We start from the raw sequence: 22,092 nt of genomic DNA on the forward strand, positions 1-22,092 counted from the left end.
TCCCATGTTTTCCTTTGGATGGATCGTTACGTCTTTTGGATCATAATGTCAGTGGTACACGGGATACCGGAGCTGGCCTCGAAACTGCCCCGTGAATTTATTTATGTCGAATAAAATCCGTGAGCGGATCACCTAAAGCGTCCGAAAAAAAATAGCGCAGAAACCGTATGGTTCCCGCGCCAGGAAGGAAAAGATGCTTCGCCAGGATAAATCTGTTTTTGAAACAATTCGTTTATTGTGCACTGATTGTATCAACGATGGACATCTTATGGATTCGCTTGGCCGGACCATGGACCGCAAGAATAGACGAGATCATGACTGCTGCTACTATAAGTGCGAGCATTCCCAATGGAAGCTGCCACGGATCTCCCCAGTGCGCAGTTACCATTTTTTCAAACAGGATTTTATGCAGCGGCAAGCCTATGAAGCATCCCACAATGCTCCCGGCGACGGAATATGTGACGGCTTCGGCAGTAATCATCTTTATGAGCTGATGACCGCTCATGCCGATGGCGCGCATAGCACCGTATTGTTTGATACGCGCCGAAACACTCATGGCGATGCTGTTTGCTATATTAAATATGGTGATTAGTACGATCACCACCAAGAAGCCATAAATGAACAGCGCCATTGAATAAAAAGCTCCCTTTCCTTCTCGGTTACTTGCACGTCGATCGGAAAACTGAATATTTGAACCTGCCAGAGAGCGTATGGAATCCGCATCACGATCGACTGCCTTTTCCGTGAGTTGAACGTCGATAATCGTATAATTCGTCTCACCAGTCAATTCCCGGAATGTTTTCTCCGAGCAGATAACTGTCGTTACCCCCCTTACGCTGTCAAAGGGGCTGGAGGAAAGCAGTCCTGCCACAGTGATTTCTTGCTGCTTTTTTCCGAAGTTCAGTTGAATCTTGTCCCCAACGTATAGGGAACTGTCGGAATTGTGAACGATCAGTACCTGATTCTCTTTCTGCCTTACAGCATCGATAGAACCGTTCAACAGGCTGTCCTTCGCCCACGAAAATTGATAATTCTCATAAGAAACAAGGTCGATTTTCTGATTCTGTCCGCCTGATTTGACCGGGATGTTATAAGCAAACATCCGTCCATAGGCGCGTGCGACTTTCGGATCGTTCTTCAGCTGCTTTAAGAGACTGTTTGACAGAGAACAAGTCTGATCTGCGCTTGCAAGGGAAATATCCGGCGTCCATGGCCGCAACGGCACAACAGCATGGTGCATAAAATCGACCGTCGCTGAAAAGCAGAGAAACAAAATAATACTGAGAGAAAATGAACCTACCATCAGCAAAAAATTTTTTTTACTTGACGTAGCATGATGAATACCAACAGCAGTATCTATCTTGAAAAAAGTGGTGTTTGCCGCTGTGCGGCTTGGTTGAATAGAGTTTGCATTCCCCGAAACCGCAGCCAGTGGCGAAACACACGCAGCTCTTTTGGCGGGGGATCTGGTGGCCAAAAGTACCGTGAATATTCCCACAGCGATGCCGGACAGGATACCGATCCAACTGATTGCAAAAGTCGGCATTTCGGAGAAATAACCGGGAGCTAAAGCCTTCAAAATCGCGCATAGCACCCATATAACCACGGTTCCAATGCCAACCCCCCACGGGAATCGCCGTTTTACACCACTGCAGCCCTTCTTTCCGTACAAAGCGCATGATCTGTTTTTTCGTTGCTCCCAAGCAGCGCATCATACCGAAAAATTCCGTTCTTTGCATTACATTGCTGTTCAGGCTGCTTGCAAGCATCAGTACTCCCGACAGCATTACGATGGCGAATAAAACAGCGGCGGTCCCGTAGAGTCCAAGCACATAACTGTTATCGCTTTGGCCGAGCACTGCAAGCAGATTGCCGTTTTGCAATACCTGCTTATCAGTAAGTTTATATTGTTCCGTAATATCGGCAATCACTTTTTGCATATTGCAGTATCGGCAAAGCTGAACAACGTACTGATCTGTATATTGTCCTTCAGGAATCGAAGACTGGAAGCCTTCTTTTGTAAAAAGCAAAGCATAAGAATCCTGCTTCAGTAACTTTGAAGTACCCTCGACAAAACCAACGACGGAAAGCTCTACCGGTTCAGAAATTGGATGCTTCAAAGTGATTGTATCGCCCACGTGAACCCCCAAGCCGAGTTTTGCATTTTGGGTTAAAGCAACCTCATTCTTTTTCGTTGGGGAATCGCCCTCAGTCACTTTTATTGGGAAAATATCATCCGATACTTTTTTATCCATTCCTGCTGCAATGACAGATTTTCCCGAAACAGTATATTGGGCCCCCGTTCCCAAATAAGCATACCATCCGGAAGCCGTTACTTCCGGACGGGCGGCAATCATGGATGCGGTTTTCTGGTCAATATCGGAAAATAATACATGCCAGTTTCCATCGCTTTTGATTTCCTGCAGTTGTTGACTGCGCACTTCCATATCGGCCATACCGAAGATGGCCGTGACCAGAAACACGGCGAGGATGATACAGATTCGCGTCATTCTGCTCTGCTTTTTATGAATCTTAGCGGAAATAGGGATCAGTTCCAAATAGCTTTTCATTCCCGGATTCCTCCCATGTCGGTAAGAACGCCGTCTGATACCCGCAGGACACGGTCTACCGAAGAAGTCAGGCCCACATTATGAGTTATCATTAAGATGGTCTGTTGATAATGCCGGGATGCTTTGACTAGCAAGTCTATTACATCCTGACTGTTTTTGCTGTCCAGATTGCCCGTGGGTTCATCAGCCAGAATCAGCATGGGTCTGGTTATCAATGCACGGCCGATTGCCACCCTCTGCTGTTGCCCGCCGGAAAGCTGGCTGGGCAAATGATGGCGGCGTTCCGTAAGCCCCAACACTTGCAAAATTTCATTGACCGAATCCGGATCAGGCTTTTGATAGTCCAGAAGAATAGGAAAAATAATATTCTGTTCCACCGTTAATTCCGGAATCAGTTGAAAGAACTGAAATACGAACCCGATATTCCTGCGCCGAAAAACAGTCCGTTCTTCTTCCTGCGTACAGAAAAGGTCTTTTCCTTCCAGAAGTACTTTGCCGGACGTCGGATCATCCAAACCGCCGATACAATTGAGCAAAGTGGTTTTACCGGAACCGGATTCGCCAACTACCGCCGCAAATTCTCCTTTTTCCATCGAAAAGGAAACGCTTTTCAAGGCATTAACCTGTGTTTCCCCTTTCCCATATGTCTTGCAAAGATTTTCAAATTTTAAGATTTCCATGGCTCTAAGCCTCCTTTCCTCAAAGGCTAACAGACGAGGCTTACTTTCAGATGAGTTTCAGCTTACAGTTCCGTAAGGAAACACAGAGTAAAGGTAGTCCCTCGGTTCAAAACGCTTTGGACGGATAAAGTCCCTCCTTGTCCTTCGACAATGGACTTCGCTAAGGATAGACCCAAGCCGACGCCTTGTGTATCCTTTGAATTTTTACTGCGGTAGAACCGCTTGAAAATATGATGAATATCTTCCGGCGCGATTCCCGTGCCGTTATCTGTAATTTTGAGCCGAATCATGATCGGGGACCTTTCCCACGAAATGCGGATATGGCCACCGGAATTTGTGTGATCTAAAGCATTTTTGACAATGTTTCCTACCGCTTCACTGGTCCACTGTAGATCGCAAGTGAGCTGTTCGCTTGGCTGTCCGTTAACGATTATCTGTTTTTCTTCACGAACGGCCCGAGTAGTCAGATTTTCAATCGCCTTCTCTACGACTTCTGATACTTGATGAGGCACTTTTTCAAACATAATACTTCCAGCATCGAGGCGCGTGATTTTCAGAAGCGATTGAATCAACTGTTCCATTCGTTCAAGAGCTGCCGTCGTTTTTTTTGAAAATTCAGTAATTGTTTCGGGGTTATCCGGTTCTTCCAAAATAATCTCGTTATACATGCTGAGCGCGGCCAGAGGCGTTTTCAACTGATGGGAAATGTCGGAGATTGTATTTTTCAAAAATTCTTTCGCCTTATATTCCGCCTCTCCCTTTGCCTGTAATGCAGATGCCAGATTATCGACGGAAGCAAATAACTGATATAAAGTTCCTTCTTCGGAACGCGGCAAATGTTCCGAAAAATCACCTTCTGAAAATGCAGAAATCCTTTTTGAAGCCTGACCATATAGCCGTTCCCTTTTGGTAAGAAAAATGCAGCATAAGACGAGCAGAATAATAATAAATGCCAGTGTGCAAGAGAGAACAGACTGAAAAGCGGTTGCCTCGAAACCGGAGACAGCGGGCAGAAAGCGGACAGCAGTTTTTTCTGTATAGCCAAGCTGCGCCAGCAGTTCTTTCCCTTGTCCACCATCCTGAGTATTTGAAACAGCGGAAGCAATTACATCAGGGGATATCTTTTGCTTCAAAAGAGAACTTACCATAACACCATCATGGGCGAGCATCATCTCTTTTACGGCTTCTGTTTGCCGAAAACAAAGCAGGACACCGAATCCAAGCAAGAGGGCCGAAAAAATGATGATTTCAACAAAAAAGTGGCGTGACAACTTTTCTTTCAAAAAATTCATTTCGACACCTCGTTCCATTGGTAGCCGAAGCCGCGCACTGTAATAAGATGTTCAGGATGCGATGGATCTATTTCAACTTTTTCGCGCAGACGGCGGACATAAACGGAAAGTGTGTTATCGTCTACGAAAGTTCCGCTCCCGTCCCACATTTCATCCAGAACTACATTTCGTGTGACGATCTGGCCGGCATTGCGAATTAATAAGCAAAGAAGCCGATATTCAGTATTCGTTAATTCCATAGTCTTTCCATTTAGCAGGACACGACCATGAAGCGTGTCAATGAATATATCTCCGCACTCAATGGCGGATGAAGAAGCTGGTTTAGAAATCCCCGCCCTCCGCAGCAATGCCCTGATGCGGGAACAGAGTTCTCCCAACTGAAAAGGTTTGGTAATATAGTCGTCCCCGCCGCTATCTAAGCCGCGGATTACATTGACTTCCTCATCAAGCGCCGTCAAAAAAATGATCGGGACTTGATTTCCGTTCTTCCTGACCTGTTCGCATACTGAAAAACCTGTTCCATCAGGCAGAGTGACGTCAAGCAGCAATAAGTCATACTGTTTCTTTTCGAGTAATGTCATGGCTTCACTGACCGTGCGTGCGATTTCAAGCGCAAATCCATTTTTCGTCAATGAATACTGCAAACCATCTATCAGACTTGAATCGTCCTCTACAAGCAAAATTTTATTTTTCATGCTCATTTCCTTACTCTTTATTGATTTACGGTCTTCTTTACATCTTTAGGATTTGCCCGCACATGACCAGAGCGAACTTAGGGTTTTGGTTTTTGTGTTAAAAAAATCCTCGTCATCCCTGTTATCCGGATCTGTGAGCAAGCGTAATTTGTTTTACTTAGTTTTTTTTCAGTATATACACGCAACCGAATAGAGTCAAGCGCTCAATTCATGTCAAGGCTGCAAACCCGATCCCGGAATACAGCCTTGATTTTATGCCTTTTACAAACATCTGAAATTCCTCCTGACTTTGATTTTTATGGGTTCTATGCTATAATAATCAAAATACATTTTTTCCCACTATTCCGGAAAAATGGAAGAAGAGAATCATATGGAGAGCAGAGGCGGGCACGAGGAAACCCGGTTCAGAAAAACCGTCGAAAAGCGAATTTTGACCGAACCGGACGGAACCATGCTCATTTCTGGAAAGCAGAGACTCCTGATTGCGGCGGCTTTGCTGGCTGCGTTTTTACTGTGCGCGGCCTTTCTTGCGCATACCATGGTTAAAACGGAAAGGTTAGGGGTTACCTCCGGCGATGAGTATCAACTGGTCGGCCTTTCGGGATTCCATCTGCTTTTTCACGGGAACGTGTGGGGAACTCCCATATTTCATTGGGCTGATTCCGGAAATGACGATTATTTTAAAATGGGGAAACTGACGGCGGACGAAAAAAGTTATGCGGTTCTGGTCTTTGGAACAGGAATTAAAATATTCGACGGCGGCATGGAAGTAACCGAATATAAAATTGACGGTTCAACGGCGCCGATCAGCAGCTTTGTCACGGATTATGACGGGGACGGAAACGATGACGTTTTCCTTCTGCTGAAAAAGAGGGGGGCCGTGTATGGGGACCGGCTGATGATCTTAAATTTTAATGGTGTAAAAACGGAAAAGACTTATGACGCGTCGTTTCAAAAGCTCAACCCGTGGAAGGTCCAGGTCTGCGATGTGGACGGCGACGGAAAGAACGAGGTTTCGCTTGGGGTGTATACCGTGGCAAAATATCATCCTGTCTACGCAAAAAGGCCGTTCCTTTATTATTTTCACAATAACAAGCTCTACCCGAAATGGCTCGGTTCAAGACTTTCGAGGCCTTTTGACGATTATGTATTCTGCGATTTGGATGGAGACGGCTTGGATGAGCTGATTTCCGTGGAATCCACAAGGGACGGAAAAAAGGAATTGAACGCATACAAATGGACGGGGTTTGGCTTTGAATCTATCGGTGTTTCGGACGCGTTCGATCAAATGACCGCACTCAAATCGGACGGGAAAGCGGTTTCCGCCGTCTGCGGGAACAGAAATACGGGAACACCGGCGGCATTTCGTTACAGCATGGGTAAAATTGAAACGGAGGGATGATCCTATGTTATTCAGGCGAACCATAGCGTCGGTACTGTGCTGCGCTTTTCTGCTGGCGGCGACGGGATGCGGCGCGAAGGGCACGGGTACCTCAGAACCCGCGGATTCCGTCGACGGAACGGAAAGTAAAACGGCAAAGAGCACCGCTTACCGACTGGTGTCACTGGAATCTGCGGTGAACAAAAACGTCGCCGTGCCGTACAGTCCATCCGGATTTAAGGCTAAAGTGAAGCCTTATAAAGTAAATTCCGATTTGTCCAACATAGAAAACCTGAAGCAGTTCGGAAGCTTTTCGGACGGGGAGAAAAAGCTGTTGTCTCAGAACGCTTTTGTCGTGTCTCCGACAGCCGAGGAGCAGCTCTTCTATCTTTACGAAAAAAACAGTTACCTTGAAATACCGAGCTTTGTCACGGCGGATTCGGTATTGCAGCTTTATCACATCTTTTACGATTTTTCCCTGCGAAACCTGGAGAAGAACAGTCTGTTCAAAGCGGTTGACGACTTAACGGGCAGCATGCTAAAAAAATCCATTCAAATTTGCAAGGGTGTTCAGAACCCGGAAGTAAAAGCCGCCGCGCTCAAGAATATCGCTTATTTTGCCGCGGCGGAGCTGAGCATGGGGAATGCTCTGCCGCAGAATACGCCGGATGAAGCGAAGAATCTGGCGGAAAAGGAATATTCCCTGATTCAGGCAAAATCCGGCTACTCTCAGTCCGCAATTTTTCCGTTTGAACTGGATTACAGCCAGTTTGAGCCGAGAGGGCATTATACCAGAAGCGACGATTTCAAACGGTATTTTACCGCCATGATGTGGTACGGTCAGGCGCCTTTCCCGCTCTACAAGGATAAAGACCAGAAGGTGAGGGATGTGGAACAGACGCTTCAGGCGCTTCTTGTCACCTACGCGCTTTTTATGGAAAAGGACGGCACGCAGGACATCACGAACTGGGAGAAAATCTATGAACCCACATCGTTTTACGTGGGGGCGTCCGACGATCTCACGATTTATGATTACAGGAATTTGCTGCGGAAAGTTTACGGGGATCAGCCGAACCTTGAGACTTTGAGCGACGGCGAACGGCTGGACGCGCTCTATCAGGAGGCAAAGACGCTCCCGGAACCGAGAATTGCGGCTCAATATACGCAGGTAAACACCCCCGTGGGCAAGCAGCTGCGGCTGATGGGTCAGAGATATCTGGCCGATTCCGAAATGATTCAGGAGCTTGTGGAACCGATTGAGCGGCCGATCCCCAGCGGGCTTGACGTCATGGGGGTTCTGGGCTCGGACCGGGCGTATCAGATCCAGCTTGCCAAACAGGAAAATAAATGGAAAGACTACCCCGCGAAGTTCACAAGTGTAAGGGCGCAGTTTTCAAAGCTTCCCGAAGAGACGTGGCGGTCGAATCTGTATTACGGCTGGCTGTGGGTTCTGAAAGGGCTGACGCAGCCTTACGGGAACGGATACCCCTCCTTCATGACGAATCGGGCGTGGACGGACAAATCGCTGAACACCGCGCTTGGCAGCTGGTCCGAATTGCGCCACGACACCATTCTGTACGGAAAGCAGAGCGGGGCTGAAAAAGGCGGCGGAGAGGAGCCGAAGGTCCTCGGATATGTGGAGCCCGCCGTCGAGGTGTACGACAAGCTGCTGTGGCTGACGGAGTATTCCGAAGCGAATCTCTCCGCGAGAGGTTTGCTTACCGGGGAAAACGAAGAGGGCAAAAACAATATGGAAGGCCCGGTAAAATATCTGGAGGATCTTTTGCAATTTTTGCGGGACTGTTCCGTTAAGGAGCTGAAAGGGGAACAACTGACCAACGACGAGTATGCCCGGCTTTACGACTACGGGGAAAACATGGAGGAAATGACGGCTTCTTTCGCGACCGACGGGCTGAGGTGGTTTGAAATTGAATCCGAGACCGATAAAAACATGGCCCTTGTCGCCGATTTTCACACGATCGCGCCGAATCAATTCGATCAGGGCGGTTATTTGGAAGCGGGCGTGGGGCCCGCGCATGAAATCTATGCGGTGGTTCCGATCGGCGGCAAGCTCTATTTAACCAGAGGCGCGGTGTTCAGCTATTACGAATTTGAGTCGGGCAGCAGGTTGACCGACGAGCAATGGCAGAAGATGCTGAAAGAAAGCAAGGCGCCGGCTCAGCCCTCGTGGACCCGTTCGTTTATCAGCGGGGGAAAGGGAAAAATCCCGGAGCCCCAGGACCCGTATAATTCTTAGTGGACCTGCGGGACTGATATGTCCGACTTGTTGGAGGAATCAATACGGAATGATCATATAAAACAGAAAAGCCCCCGAAATTGGTTCCGTTGATTCGGAACAATTTCGGGGGCTTTTGCGATGTGTTTATCGGCTGGTCATGCCTTCGGAACCGGGGACAGCCGAATCCTTTTCCACCGCATCAAAAGAACTTTCCGGTTCTTTCACAACGGCGCGGTGAAAGGGTGAACATCTGTTTTTCATGCGGCTTTTCGAAAGAATAGACGCGATCTCGCCTTCGGCCCGTTCCACTTCCGCCCGGAAGCTGTCGGCGGAAAGGCGCAGGGCCCCGTGACCCAAAATGATCAGCTGCTCGGCCGCGTCGGAAGTGGCGACCGTGACCCGGTGGGTTTTCCCGATTTCATTGGTTACTTTTTCAATGTATGCGTCCGCTGTTTCGGCCTCTTTGGTAAAAACCACGCTGATATTATGGTAGCGGAATATTTCTCCGGCGCCGTGGGGAACCTTGTATGCGTCGAAAACCAGAATGACGGCGCATTTTTTAAACCCCTGATAGTTGCTGAGAATGTCCGACAGGAGTTTTCGCGCCGTGTCCAGATCTTCCCGCGCCGCCTTTTTCAGCTCGTCCCAGGCGAAGATGATGTTATAGCCGTCCACCAGCAGGTACTCCGGCCCGGGGTAACGGGGCTGGACCGGGGACTCCTTCGCCGGCGGGTCCGGCTTCTTCGGGCGTGTGAATTTTCTGCGTCCCACCGGGCCGTAGGTCCGCTCAAAAATGGATTTCAGCGCTTCGTCCTGTTCCAGAGAGACGGCGGCAGCGGACGGGCGGGCGGCGTGCGGCTCGGTTACCGTATCCCCGTCCCGCGCCGCCGGGATGATTCCGCTGTTTACATCCATATGCCTGCGAACCTGATCCCATTTGACCACGTAGCCCGCTCCGTGGGAACAGAAAACCGAATCCGCCGGATTTTCCGTGTCCCGTTCGCTGTCGTAACCGATGGCGGCAACCGCTTCGTCCTGGTTATGGCAGGGTTCATAGCCTTTCAGCGAGCAAACGAGCCTGCCCCGGCCCCTGGTGTAGGAGGTAATCTCCAGGGCGTAGTCCCTCATTGTCTGAACCGGCGCGGTGCCGGTCAAAACGGCATTTTCCCCAAAATGCTCCGGCTGGGACACAGCGCCGGATCTGCGCTGAAGATCCGACATGGCCCGCCCGACGAATTCCGCCGGAATTTCCAGGCGGAACTCGTACCATGGTTCCAGCAGGATGGATTCGGCGGTCATCAGTCCCTGACGGACCGCCCGGTAGGTCGCCTGCCTGAAATCGCCGCCTTCGGTATGCTTGAGGTGCGCCCGTCCCGCTACCAAAGTGATTTTCATATCTGTGATGGGGGAGCCGGTCAGCACGCCGGGATGCGTCCGTTCCTCCAGATGAGTCAGAATCAGCCGCTGCCAGTTTCGGCTTAGAACCTCTTCGCTGCAGGCGGCGCCGAATTGAAGTCCGCTGCCTCTTTCCCCGGGCTCCATCAGCAGATGAACCTCCGCGTAATGACGCAGCGGTTCGAAGTGGCCCACGCCCTCTACAGGCGCCGCGATGGTCTCCCGGTAAACAATGCTGCCCTGCCCGAACTCCACTTTCATGCCGAATCGCTTCAGAATCAGCCGCTTTAAAATTTCCAACTGCACTTCGCCCATCAGCTGAAGATGAATTTCGCGAAGATGCTCGTTCCAGACAATGTGCAGCTGGGGGTCTTCCTCCGCAAGCTGACTCAGCTTCAGCAGTGCGCCGTGCGGGTCGGTTCCCTCCGGCAGAAGGACCTGATAGGTGAGCACAGGCCCCAGCACAGGCGCTTCGGAGGCTGACTCAAACCCCAGCCCCTGCCCGGGGCGGGTGCGGCTCAGCCCGGTCACGGCACATACGGTGCCGGCCGGAATCTCGCCCGGCGTACGATACTTTTCGCCGGAATAGATGCGGATCTGGTCGACCTTTTCTTCCCATGCTTTCTCGTCCGGAACGCCGCCGCGCCGGTTTGTCAGCAATGTTTTTACTTTCAGGCTTCCGCCGGTGACCTTGAGAAAGGTCAGCCTTGCGCCCTGCGCATCGCGTGAAATCTTATAGACCTTCGCGCCGAATTCGGCAGGGTACTCGTGAGCTGCGGTATATCGTTCCAGGCCGTCTAAAAAGCCGTCTACACCGCCCAGCTTCAGCGCGGATCCGAAAAAACAGGGGAAGATTTTCCGCCGCGCCGCCAGAGCGGCAATCTCTTCGTCCGGCACGGTTCCCTGTTCCAGGTAACGGGTCAGAAGGCTTTCGTCGCACAGAGCCGCATTTTCATAAACAGACTCCGCCGTTTCGCAGAAGTCCACACAGCGGTCGTCCAGTTTTCGCTTCAGGTCCTCGGTCAGGGTGTTTCGGTCGGTTCCGGGCAGATCCATCTTGTTGATAAACAAAAAAACCGGAATCCGATGCCGCTTCAGGAGCTTCCAAAGCGTCAGGGTGTGGCCCTGGACGCCGTCGGTCCCGCTGACGACCAGAACCGCGTAATCAAGCACTTGCAGCGTTCGCTCCGTTTCACTGGAAAAATCCACATGGCCGGGGGTGTCCAGCAGCGTGATCTCCGCATGTTCCAGCGGCAGAACCGCCTGTTTGGAAAAAATGGTGATTCCCCGTTCCCGCTCCAAAACGTCCGAATCCAGAAACGAATCCTGATGATCCACGCGGCCCAGTTTTTTCAGGGCCCCGCCGCGATAGAGCATTGCTTCCGTCAAAGTGGTTTTTCCGGCGTCAACATGGGCTAGTATTCCAATGACCAATTTTTTCATGATACTTCACCAAAGCCTGAAATGATAACGAACATGACTAACTATATCATGTTACCGTCAGGGAAGCAATATGGCGCCCTGTTCGCTGACCTCAAAAAGGTTGCCCGCCCGGAAAAAACGGAGGGTTTGCTTCCCGCGCTCTGCGCGGGAAGCAAACCCTTTCCGTATGCGTTATCCTTTTCCGCGCGCTTTTGCTTCGTCGCGGATTTCGCTGCGCAGCCCCTCCAGGGCTTTTGCACGGCGGTCGTTTTTCTCACGAAGAGTTTCTCTCGTTCCCTTGTCCGGGGTTTCTTCCATCATCTCGTCCGCCTTGCGCATGTTCTCGATCGTATGATTGATATTTTCCTGGATGCGTTCCACGTTGTCGCTGCGGTCGTCCGGCTTTGCCTTCATGTTTTTCTCCTTTCTCTGCTTCGCTGCTGATTTTATTATTTTGAGTCCGGCCTCATTTATAAGCCTTGACCAAAAATTTTCCATAAAGCCGAGAACGGCTGACTGAGAATATATTGGTTGACGGTGATTCCCAGCAATCCCCAGCAGGTGCCGAGAATCGCTCCGCCGATAACATCACGCGGATAATGCATGCCGACATACATTCGGGTCATGCCGACGCACAGCGCGACCAGATACAGCAGGCGTACCTGTCCGGTCCCCAGATTAAAATAGTGGGAAAGGAGGGCCGCCATAAAGAATGCCTGACTGGTGTGCCCGCTGGGAAAAGACGCCCCTTTTTCTCTGACCCCGACGATCCGGATCTTTTGGATTGTTTGATAGGGCCTCGATCTGTCGACGGCCATTTTGATCAGTTCCACCACAAGCCACAGGGCCAAATTTCCAAGAATCAGTTCATAACCCAGCAGCCTGCGCCCCAGAAGATAAAACAAAAGGGCCGCTGCGGCCGCAAAGAGTCCGTTGCCAAGCTGGGTAAACGCAAGCATGAGACGGTCAAGCCACCGCGGCCGCTGCCCTTGAAAATTAAATAGTTCGAAAATCCTTTCATCGATGCGCTGAAATTTTTTCCAGATCAGAGAGAGCGCGGTCAGGCAAAACAGGAGCAGCATCCCCGAAAGGAAAAGCCTTGCTTTGACCGCCTGCCAGAGCAGAGACCATACGGAAACCGGGCAGATGGCCGCGGCGGCGGTAAAAGTGATCAGAATCAGAAAAAGCCATACGGCCGGGTCGGTCCGCTTGCGCCGATTGACCGCGGCGCCGTCCGGCTTGGAAGAAAGCGTATGCTTCATAGGACGGGCCTTCGTTTCGGGTCGTCGGGCAGGGCTGTTAAAATATGAACGGACGCATTTTTCATTTCAACGAGGGCGGGGCCTTTTCCCAGGTCGATACCGTCCGCCATGACCGGCATCTCAGGGCGGGTTTTGATTTCAATTCTTTTGGCGCGGAACCTGTGGATTCTGGGGTCCTCCGTGGGATTGCTTTTGACCGCGCATCCCACAAGGTCCAGCTTGGACATCTCCGCGACAAGATAAAGATTTAAAAATCCATCCTGATAGGAGCGCTCCTCCCCAACCCTGTAGCGGTGGAAAATATAGGGCATGTTTGCCGCGACAAGGGCGTAACCGTCGCCGGTAATCTGGAATCTGTCATCCAGCCGAATCTCAAATTCGCACGGTTTGTTTTTGACAAACTGAAGCAGAAAATCAGTGACCGGGACCAGATTGCCGTGCTGAATTTGATCCGCCGATGAGAAGAGGCTTGACAGCAGACCGATTGAGCAGACCTCCAAAAACGGAGTGCGGATTCCGCCGCAGGTGACCATTCCCACATCCGCCCTGGTTCGCAGGCCGGCGGAAAGCACGGAAACGGCAGACGGAATGTCCAGGGGGATTCCAAGACTGAATGCGATGTTATTCTGGGTTCCGGCCGGGATGATACCGATGGTGGAATTGGTGCCATACAGCGCTCTGACCGCGGAGGACACGGTTCCGTCGCCGCCGCACACCAGAAACAGGTCGATTCCCTTCAAGAGAGATTCCCTGACGATATGGGAAAGATCGCTGTCGGGTTCAATCAAAAAAGGTTCCGCCGTGAAGCCGGATGACTGAAGCTGGGTCAGAATATCCGTTAACTGCACGGGGGATTTTTTATTCTTTCCTGAGCTTGGGTTGAAAATCAATTTTATGTTTTTCATATTACCTGATGTTGTTTATTTTCGGAGAACCTGTCTGTATAATTTCTGCTTTCCGATTTAATTTATGCGCCCCTTGATTACGAAAGATATTTTACGAAAAAAAGAGCCCGGGCGGCGGCAAAGCGTTTTAATCGCAATGCCGGCTCCGGGCCGTGACGATGCATTTGCCGTTTTGCTCAGGCGATGATTTTTCCGTACAGTTCGGCGTAGGGATGTTCTTTGCAGTCCTCGAGCAGACCGCGGTAAAAGGCTAAAGTGTCTTTGATGGTTCCAAGTCCGTACATGACCTCATAATCCCGATAGGCATCCGTCGATTTCGACAGTTCCCAAATTCCTCTTTCCAGCAATGATAGAAAGGAATTTGCGGGCCCGATGTCATCCTGATTTAAAACAGTCCATCCGCTGGAGGCTTCAATCAGATCGCGCACGTCCCATAGGATATCGTGGCTGCTTCCGATCCGGATCCAACGGTCTTCCTGAATTTTTATTCTTAGGACAACGCTGTACATCATGAAATTATCCCCCAAAAATGCTCTATATATCAATTAATTCGGCTGCAAGAATATTTTTTGGGGGTCCGGAATTTTTTTCAGGACCAATTCCCCCCAAAAGGAAAGGCGCTTTCAAATGATTGAAAGCGCCTTTTTGTACGCTGATAGCACATATGAAAAAGCTTAAAATTACTCGACGGTAACGGATTTTGCCAGATTCCGCGGTTTATCCACGTCGCAGCCCTTTTGAACGGCGGTGTAATAGGCCAAAAGCTGCAGGGGAATCACCGCGAGCACAGGAATCAGGATGTCCTGAACAGGGGGGACATACAAAGCGGCTTCCGCCACCTTTTCGATGCTGTTGTTTCCCTCAACCGCCAGACCGAGAACCTTTGCGCCTCTGGTGGTAACCTCGCGGATATTGCTGATCATTTTGTCATACAGCCTGCTCTGTGTGGCGAGCGCAATAACGACCGTTCCTTCTTCGATCAGCGCGATGGTGCCGTGCTTCAATTCTCCTCCGGCATAGGCTTCCGAGTGGATATAGGAAATTTCCTTGACCTTCAGAGCCCCTTCCATGGCGACGGCGTAATCGATGCCCCTGCCGAGGAAGAACATGTTTTTATGCATGTAATTATTGGACGCGAACTTCTGAAGCGTCTCCCTGTGACCCAGTGTTTTCTCCGCTTTCTCGGGCAGAGTCAGCATGTCGTTTTTCACAGCCTCGATCTCTTCGTTCGTCATGGTTCCTCTGTGCTGAGCAAAATACAGCCCCAGAATATACATGGTAATCAGCTGGGTCGTGTAGGCCTTGGTTGAGGCGACGGCGATTTCAGGTCCCGCCCAGGTGTAAAGAACGTTGTCGGCCTCTCGTGCGATGGAACTGCCGACCACGTTGGTGATGGCCATAACCTTGACCCCCTTGCTTTTCGCTTCGCGCATGGCCGCAAGGGTATCCGCCGTTTCGCCGGACTGGCTGACTGCGATCAAAAGAGTCTTGTCGTTCAAAAGCGGGTCACGGTAGCGGAATTCGGATGCGATGTCGACTTCCACCGGAATCCTCGCCATTTTTTCAATGACGTATTTCCCGACGACCCCCGCGTGATAGGCGGTGCCGCAGGCTACGATATAAATCTTCTCAATCTCTTTGATTTCCTTTTCCGTGAACGCGATATCGTCCAGCTTGACGGGCTGGCCGGGCAGAATCCGGGAGGTCATGGTTGCCTTGATGGCACCCGGCTGTTCGCAGATTTCTTTCAGCATGAAATGTTCGTAGCCGCCTTTTTCCGCCGCGTCGGCGTTCCAGGTAACGTGTTTGACCGGCTTTTCCGTTCTTTCGCCTTCCAGCGTGTAAACCTCGACCGCATCCTTCCGGATCACGGCGAACTCCTTATCCTCCAGATAAATAAAGTCCCTGGTGTAATTCAGAACGGCGGGAACGTCCGAAGCGATAAAGTTTTCATTCTTGCCGATGCCGATGACAAGCGGGCTGTCCTTGCGGACCGCGATCAGCTTATCCGGCTCGTAAACGGACATGATGCCCAGCGCGTAACTGCCCTCCAGCTTGGAAACCGCTTTTGTAACAGCCTCCAGCAGATCGTTTTTGTAATAGTAGTCGATCAGGTTCGGGATCACTTCCGTATCCGTTTCGGAATAAAAGCGATACCCCTTTGAAATCAGAAATTCTCTCAGGTGCAGATAATTTTCAATGATTCCGTTGTGAATCACGCTGATGGTCTTTTTTGCGTTTGTGTGGGGGTGGCAGTTCGTCTCCGAAGGCTCCCCGTGTGTCGCCCAGCGTGTGTGGCCGATGCCGGTGGTGCCGGACAGAGCGGCGGCCTTCAGCTTTTCCTCAAGGTTTGCAAGCCGCCCCTTGCTTTTCGCAAGCCCCATTTCCCCTTTGTGATTCAGCACCGCGATTCCTGCGGAGTCATACCCGCGGTATTCCAGTCTGCACAGACCGTTCAGTAAAACGGGCTGCGCTTCCTGATCGCCGATGTAACCAACAATTCCGCACATGTTTTTTGCCTGCCTTTCATAAATGAATTCAGGCTTTCAAGGTACCCTGTTGAATTTGTTCAAAAATCGCTTTTTGTTTTTTTCAACATTTCCGGTAGTACCGTACCGCAAGGCATCCGCCGAATTTTCGATTCTCCTTGTCCTCGTCAACTCGCGCAATACGAGTTCTGGCGCTGTGTTTTCTTTTGAAAGCCAAAACATATCATACAATACCAGATTAACATTTTCAAGTGAAATTGTTCCTGAAAAAATCCTCGCTGCCGCGGAAACTTTTGCATAAAGTCCTTTGATTGCCGGTTCCTTCGGCATAATGATTTAATTTGCAGCCATACTAAGTTGGTTATTGTCAATTTTGTCATAGAATTGTGCCGACAGGTTTAAAGTAAATGTTCTTGTATAAAAATATATGCGATGTTATATTAAAACTACAGACTGTTATTATTTACAAAATATGATGGAGTGAAGGAGGAGTTTTAGTGGTTGATGCAAAAAACGCAGAGGTCTCCGATAAGAAAATGGGGACAAAGGCGGGAATTCAGAAGTTCGGCGGATTCCTTGCCGGCATGGTTATGCCGAATATCGGCGCATTCATCGCATGGGGGCTTTTAACGGCTCTGTTTATTCCTACGGGCTGGATTCCGAACGAATCGCTGAACAAGCTGGTCAGCCCGATGATTACGTATCTGCTGCCGCTTTTGATCGGTTATACGGGCGGCAACATGGTTTACGGCAAGCGCGGCGCGGTCGTCGGCGCAATCGCCACCATGGGCGTGATTATCGGTTCTTCGGTGACCATGTTCCTGGGCGCCATGATTATGGGCCCGCTTGGCGCATACTTAATCAAAAAATTTGACGGGGTGGTAGAAGGCAAGGTAAAGGCGGGATTTGAGATGCTGGTCAGTACTTTTTCAGCCGGCATCCTTGGCGCTTTGATTTCCGTTCTTGGTTTCCTCGCAATCGGTCCGGCCGTCGGCGGCATGACAACGGCACTCGGAAACGCCGCCCAGTGGATTACATCGGTAAAGCTTTTGCCGCTGATTGCGGTACTGGTTGAACCCGGTAAGATTCTGTTCCTGAACAACGCGATTAACCATGGCATTTTTGACCCGGTTGGTATTTCTCAGGTGAAGGAGTTCGGAAAATCCATCTTCTTCCTGCTTGAGACCGATCCCGGACCGGGACTCGGCGTGCTTCTCGCCTACTGGATGTTCGGCAAGGGCAATGCGAAAAGCTCCGCGCCGGGCGCCATGATCATTCACTTCTTCGGCGGAATTCATGAGATTTATTTTCCCTATATTCTGATGAATCCTCTTCTTTTGATTTCCGTTATTCTGGGCGGTATGTCCGCGGACTTTGTGTTCGTGATTACCGGGGCGGGCCTAGTCGCTTCTCCTTCCCCCGGCAGCATCATCGCGGAAATCGCCATGTGCCCGAAAGGCGGCCTTCTGCCGGTTCTTGCGGGTATTACAACCGGGGCGGTGGTGTCGTTCCTGGTGTCAGCGGCGATTGTCAAACGCTCCGGCGCCGGCGAAAAGGACGACGGTTCCTTTGCGCAGGCGCAGGCGGCAGTCGGGAACATGAAAGCGGAAAGCAAGCAAAGCGCCGCCGCCCGGCCCGCGGGGCAGATCGTTTCCGGTGAAATTCCGAGCCTGATCATTTTTGCCTGCGACGCGGGGATGGGCTCTTCCGCCATGGGAGAAACAATCCTGAAAAAGAAACTGAAAGACGCAGGCCTGGATATTGCGGTGCATCACGCGCCCGTGAGCGAAATTCCGGCGGATGCCAAAGTCGTGTTTACGCAGGAAAGCCTTGCCGAACGGGCAAGAGGAGTCGTTCCGAACGCGCAGATTATCACGGTGAACAATTTCCTGGACAGCGCGGCTTATGACCAGTACATTTCCGCTTTGAAGGGACGGAGCCAGTCGAAATCTTAACTGCAAACAATCGGGGCCCGGCACAAAGCACCCGTGTCGGAGCCCCCTTTCTTTTCTTTCGGGCCGCAGATCCGGCCGTTACGATAAAACAGGGAAGTGATGAAATACGGAAGAACTTTCAACCAGACAAAAGTTTATTCTCGGCCTGCTGCTGGAGTCAGACAGGCTGGAGGTTGAAGCGCTTGCGAAACAGATGGAGGTTAGCCAGCGGACGGTGTTTCGGGAAATTTCTTCCATAAACCGTGCGCTGAAAGATAAGCAAATCAAAATTTCTGTAAAAAACGCCGCGCTGGTTCTCGCTGCCGGCGGGGAAGAACAGAAAGAGACGCTCAGGCAAATGCTCGGGAATGTTCCCAAGCGCCTTTTGCTGACGCCGAAACAGAGAATCCTGTTTATCACGGCGCAGCTGCTGCTGGCGGATGAACCGTATAAATCCACGTTTTTCAGCTTTCAGCTGAATGTTGCCGAGGCGACCGTCAGCCTTTATATGGACAGTATTGAACAGTGGCTTAAGGGGAAAAATCTTACCTTGAGCAGGAAAAGAAGATATGGAATCCGGATAGAAGGTTCCGAATGGAACAGACGCAATGCGCTGGTAACACTAATTTATGAATACAAGCCGGTCGAAGAGCTTTTGCCTTATATTTACGAAACAAAGAAAGACCCGGTTCTCCATTCGTTTTTCAGGCTTTTGTTCGGGGACCGGATTCTGAAAATATCAAAGGAAGTCATGGCCCTGATTCCGGAAGAATCAAACGACGACGTGCCCTATCTGACCCTTCTGTTTCACACGATGATTTCCATTCAGAAGATCGTTGCCGGGCACCCGATTTCCCTGCCGGATGAATTCATCCGGGAAGCGGTTTCCGCGAACAGCTTCCATTTCGACGAAAAGCTGAAACAGCTTTTGCTAGAGCGGGAGATTCCGGCGGTGGAAAGCGAGATTGCGTATATTTCCATCCATCTTCCGTCAGGCTGTCTGTATGACACGGATCAGAAATTCAGGGACCTGGACGTGACCGTCAGTAAACTTGCGGAGGAAGTCCTGTATGAGGTCCGGAAAGGACTGGGAATCGACCTCGCCGAAGACAGCCAGGTGATCGCCGGCCTGTCGCACTATTTTAATCTGGCGATTTACCGGATCAATATGGGGATTCAGGTGAAAAATTCCCTGCTCGACCAGGTGCGGGAACATTACGGCACTCTGTTTCAGACGGTTGAAATTGCCTGTAAGCTGGTTTTTTCCAAATACAATATCCGCCTGTCACAGGATGAGATCGGATTTATTACGATGAATATCGGCGCTGCGCTGGAAGCCAAGGAAGACCGGAACAAAAGTGTTTCCGTGCTGATCATTTGCCCGAACGGCCTGTTTGCTTCCCGTATTCTGCTCAACAAGGTGCAAAGCGTCGTCAGGAATATCGAACGCATCGATCTCGCCTCATTAAAAGACTGGTCGGAAAGCAACTGCGAGCAATATGATCTGATTCTTTCCACGGTGGAGCTGGACGCGAAAACCGGACGCGAAAACATGCTTGTTGTCTCGCCGTTCCTGAGCGACGACGATATCGCAAGGATAAACAGCCGCGTGGCGATGATACGCAAGCGTGCTTCCGGCGGGATCAGAAAACGGGCGCCTGCTGTCCGGACGATCCCGGCCAAAGCGGATGATCTTGCGATGATTCACCGCATGATTGAGGGCTTATGCGTTCAAACCGTTCCGGCGGAACCGTTTGAAGCGGTCGTCGGAAGGATTACCGCCGAACTGGCCGAACGGGGAACCGTCGCGGATTGGCATGAAATCAGCGCTTTGATTTTGAAGCGGGAAAAGATCGGCAGCGTCGTGATTCCCGGCACCCGCGTTTCCCTTCTGCATATTCGGTCCGACTCGGTCTTTTCCCCGTTTGTCGGCGTTTACAGACTGCAGGGTGAAATCATGATGGATGGGGTCGGGTTTGTTCAGGAACCGGTTGATACTTATCTGCTGATGCTGGCACGGAGCAGCGAAAGCTCCGTCGTGCTGGAAAAGATGGGCGACATCAGCATTTCTCTGATTGAAAATAAGGATTTTCCCGAAAGGCTGCGAAAAAGCAGTCTGGGAGAATTGCGTAAGATATTTGAAAATTTGCTTCTGGAAACAAAGGAAGAAAGGGGATAAACGCATGGCAAAAGAGATTCTGACCACGCAGAACATTATCTTAAAACAAAAACCGGAGACTAAATGGGAAGCCATCGAACGGGTGGGCGGCATGCTGGTTAACAGCGGCTATGTCACCCCGAAGTATCTTGACGGAATGAAAGAACGGGAAGAAAAGTTTACCACCTACATCGGCAACGGAATTGCGATTCCACACGGAGTCAACGAATATAAAAACGAGATTATGGAAACGGGTCTTGTGATCGTACAGTATCCGGACGGCGTGGATTTCGGCAAAGGAAACACGGCCTATATCGTCATTGGAATCGCGGGCAAAGGCGACGAACATCTTGAGATCCTGACCAAAATTGCGCTGACCGTTCAGGATAAGGGGAACGTGGAGCGGCTTCGGTTTGCCGAAACGGCGCGGGAGATTCTTTCCATCATAGAAGAAGGTGTCATGTGATGAAAGCGGTCCACTTCGGCGCGGGCAATATCGGCAGGGGTTTTATCGGTTATCTTCTTTCCAAATCGGGGTATGACCTCACCTTTGTCGATATTTCTGCGGAACTGGTCGGCAATCTCAACCGTCTGGGCACATACAAGGTCGTTTCGCTCGGAGGCGAAAAAAGGGAGGAAACCGTCGGCGGAATCCGGGCGGTTGTCCTGCAGGATGACTCCGGACTGAAAAAAGCCGTGGAAGACGCCGACCTGATTACGCTGTCGATCGGCGCGAACCATTTGAAAGACACCGGCAAGGTCCTTCGGGACGCTCTCCAGGAACGCCGGAGCCGGAACCCGGAGCAGCCCCTGGACGTGATCGCCTGCGAAAACGCCTTGTTTGCCACGGATCTTCTCAGGGAATCCGTTGAGGAGGGCGCGGCGGAGGACTTTCAGAACTATCTGAGGAAAAAGGTCGGCTTTCCGAACTGTGCGGTCGACAGGATCGTTCCAAACGCGTCGGTTCAAAAGGAATCTCCAATCGACGTCTCCGTCGAAGATTTTTACGAATGGGATGTTGAAAGCGCAAAAGTAAAGGTCAACAGCCAGATCCGGGGCGTCAATTATGTGGAAAACCTTGCTCCGTATTTAAAGCGCAAGATATTCCTGCTCAACGGGGCCCATGCGCTGATTTCCTACGCGGGCTACCGAAAACAGTATCGGTTTGTACACGAGGCGATCCGGGACCCCGAGATCCTGACGGCCGCGCGGGAATTTCACTCGGAGGCCGCGCGGGCTCTTCACCTGGAATACAGCATGGGAGAAAGCGATCTGAAGCAGTATTCGGAAAAGCTGATCGCGAGGTTCCAAAACCCGTATCTGAAGGACGAACTGACCCGGGTCGGCCGGGACCCGGTCCGGAAGCTTTCAAACAACGACAGGCTGGTTTCTCCGCTGCTGATGTGTGAAAAGCACGGAGTCGAATGCGGCGGGATTCTTTACGCCATCGCGTCCGGCTTTGCCTACGATTTTGCAGACGACCCCAAGGCGGTTGAAATTCAGAAAAGCATCAGGGAAAACGGAATAGAAAATACCGTTCAACGGTTTACGGGACTGGAGAAAAGCGGTAAACTTGTACTGGGAATAGCGGAAAGATACAGACAGATCACAGGGAAAGATTCATGTTCCCGATTTCCGTATCAATGAAACCCGAAAAACGCCATATGGAA

18 protein-coding genes are annotated in these 22,092 nt (G+C 50.8%); 6 read left to right on the top strand and 12 right to left on the bottom strand.

Annotation, left to right across the window (positions count from 1 at the left end; translation table 11 throughout):
* Nucleotides 1-232 precede the first annotated feature (232 nt).
* From CAFE_RS20435 to CAFE_RS03215, 5 genes are all read right to left on the bottom strand, one after another.
* Nucleotides 233-1,303 carry an ABC transporter permease gene (locus CAFE_RS20435; protein ID WP_330593847.1) on the bottom strand — a complete coding sequence of 357 codons (1,071 nt, stop codon included), beginning with the start codon at nucleotides 1,301-1,303 and terminating at the stop codon, nucleotides 233-235.
* 16 nt (nucleotides 1,304-1,319) lie between these two features.
* Nucleotides 1,320-2,570: an ABC transporter permease gene (locus CAFE_RS20440; protein WP_330593841.1), complete on the bottom strand. Its 1,251-nt coding sequence runs from the start codon at nucleotides 2,568-2,570 to the stop codon at nucleotides 1,320-1,322.
* Complete coding sequence (locus CAFE_RS03205; protein WP_156989759.1) at nucleotides 2,567-3,250, bottom strand: ABC transporter ATP-binding protein; 684 nt, start codon at nucleotides 3,248-3,250, stop codon at nucleotides 2,567-2,569. The genes CAFE_RS20440 and CAFE_RS03205 overlap by 4 nt, the downstream gene beginning before the upstream one ends.
* A 62-nt stretch (nucleotides 3,251-3,312) precedes the next feature.
* Entirely contained in the window at nucleotides 3,313-4,542 is a 1,230-nt protein-coding gene (locus tag CAFE_RS03210) for a sensor histidine kinase (RefSeq protein ID WP_066649369.1), read from the bottom strand.
* Complete coding sequence (locus tag CAFE_RS03215; protein ID WP_066649368.1) at nucleotides 4,539-5,237, bottom strand: response regulator transcription factor; 699 nt, start codon at nucleotides 5,235-5,237, stop codon at nucleotides 4,539-4,541. The genes CAFE_RS03210 and CAFE_RS03215 overlap by 4 nt, the downstream gene beginning before the upstream one ends.
* 370 nt (nucleotides 5,238-5,607) lie before the next feature.
* Here CAFE_RS03215 and CAFE_RS03220 point away from each other — a divergent pair, with 370 nt between their 5' ends.
* On the top strand, nucleotides 5,608-6,639 hold the full coding sequence (locus CAFE_RS03220; RefSeq protein ID WP_066649366.1) for an FG-GAP repeat domain-containing protein: 1,032 nt from the start codon (nucleotides 5,608-5,610) through the stop codon (nucleotides 6,637-6,639).
* 4 nt (nucleotides 6,640-6,643) lie between these two features.
* Entirely contained in the window at nucleotides 6,644-8,875 is a 2,232-nt protein-coding gene (locus tag CAFE_RS03225; protein WP_156989760.1) for a DUF3160 domain-containing protein, read from the top strand.
* A gap of 126 nt (nucleotides 8,876-9,001) precedes the next feature.
* Here the strand turns inward: CAFE_RS03225 and CAFE_RS03230 are convergent, their stop codons facing one another.
* The 7 genes from CAFE_RS03230 to CAFE_RS03260 all read right to left on the bottom strand — a co-directional run bounded on the left by CAFE_RS03230 (nucleotide 9,002) and on the right by CAFE_RS03260 (nucleotide 16,660).
* Nucleotides 9,002-11,695, bottom strand: a complete 2,694-nt coding sequence (locus CAFE_RS03230; RefSeq protein WP_156989761.1) for a translation factor GTPase family protein — start codon at nucleotides 11,693-11,695, stop codon at nucleotides 9,002-9,004.
* Between the two features lie 171 nt (nucleotides 11,696-11,866).
* A complete protein-coding gene (gene tlp, locus CAFE_RS03235) occupies nucleotides 11,867-12,088 on the bottom strand; it encodes a small acid-soluble spore protein Tlp (RefSeq protein ID WP_066649360.1) in 222 nt (73 codons plus the stop codon).
* Between the two features lie 56 nt (nucleotides 12,089-12,144).
* The gene (locus CAFE_RS03240) at nucleotides 12,145-12,936 is read right to left on the bottom strand and encodes a phosphatase PAP2 family protein (RefSeq protein ID WP_156989762.1); all 792 of its coding nucleotides are present in this window, start codon (nucleotides 12,934-12,936) and stop codon (nucleotides 12,145-12,147) included.
* Nucleotides 12,933-13,841, bottom strand: a complete 909-nt coding sequence (locus tag CAFE_RS03245) for a diacylglycerol/lipid kinase family protein (protein WP_156989763.1) — start codon at nucleotides 13,839-13,841, stop codon at nucleotides 12,933-12,935. Before CAFE_RS03245 ends, CAFE_RS03240 begins: the two co-directional genes overlap by 4 nt.
* A 176-nt stretch (nucleotides 13,842-14,017) precedes the next feature.
* Nucleotides 14,018-14,353: a hypothetical protein gene (locus tag CAFE_RS03250; RefSeq protein ID WP_156989764.1), complete on the bottom strand. Its 336-nt coding sequence runs from the start codon at nucleotides 14,351-14,353 to the stop codon at nucleotides 14,018-14,020.
* Between the two features lie 168 nt (nucleotides 14,354-14,521).
* On the bottom strand, nucleotides 14,522-16,351 hold the full coding sequence (gene glmS, locus CAFE_RS03255; RefSeq protein ID WP_066649344.1) for a glutamine--fructose-6-phosphate transaminase (isomerizing): 1,830 nt from the start codon (nucleotides 16,349-16,351) through the stop codon (nucleotides 14,522-14,524).
* A 36-nt stretch (nucleotides 16,352-16,387) separates the two neighbouring features.
* The gene (locus CAFE_RS03260; RefSeq protein ID WP_156989765.1) at nucleotides 16,388-16,660 is read right to left on the bottom strand and encodes a hypothetical protein; all 273 of its coding nucleotides are present in this window, start codon (nucleotides 16,658-16,660) and stop codon (nucleotides 16,388-16,390) included.
* A 206-nt stretch (nucleotides 16,661-16,866) separates the two neighbouring features.
* Between CAFE_RS03260 and CAFE_RS03265 the strand changes: the two genes are divergently transcribed.
* From CAFE_RS03265 to CAFE_RS03280, 4 genes are all read left to right on the top strand, one after another.
* Entirely contained in the window at nucleotides 16,867-18,285 is a 1,419-nt protein-coding gene (locus CAFE_RS03265; RefSeq protein WP_156989810.1) for a PTS mannitol transporter subunit IICB, read from the top strand.
* 148 nt (nucleotides 18,286-18,433) lie between these two features.
* The gene (locus tag CAFE_RS20445; protein ID WP_413814418.1) at nucleotides 18,434-20,443 is read left to right on the top strand and encodes a BglG family transcription antiterminator; all 2,010 of its coding nucleotides are present in this window, start codon (nucleotides 18,434-18,436) and stop codon (nucleotides 20,441-20,443) included.
* Nucleotides 20,444-20,447: 4 nt separating this feature from the next.
* Nucleotides 20,448-20,888 (top strand): PTS sugar transporter subunit IIA, encoded by a 441-nt coding sequence (locus CAFE_RS03275; protein ID WP_066649329.1) that lies wholly within the window; start codon nucleotides 20,448-20,450, stop codon nucleotides 20,886-20,888.
* Nucleotides 20,888-22,069, top strand: coding sequence for a mannitol-1-phosphate 5-dehydrogenase (locus tag CAFE_RS03280; RefSeq protein ID WP_156989766.1), 1,182 nt, complete (start codon nucleotides 20,888-20,890; stop codon nucleotides 22,067-22,069). Before CAFE_RS03275 ends, CAFE_RS03280 begins: the two co-directional genes overlap by 1 nt.
* The last annotated feature ends 23 nt before the right edge of the window (nucleotides 22,070-22,092 follow it).

The organism is Caproicibacter fermentans (genome assembly GCF_009746625.1).
In the GTDB taxonomy this organism is placed as follows: domain Bacteria; phylum Bacillota; class Clostridia; order Oscillospirales; family Acutalibacteraceae; genus Caproicibacter; species Caproicibacter fermentans.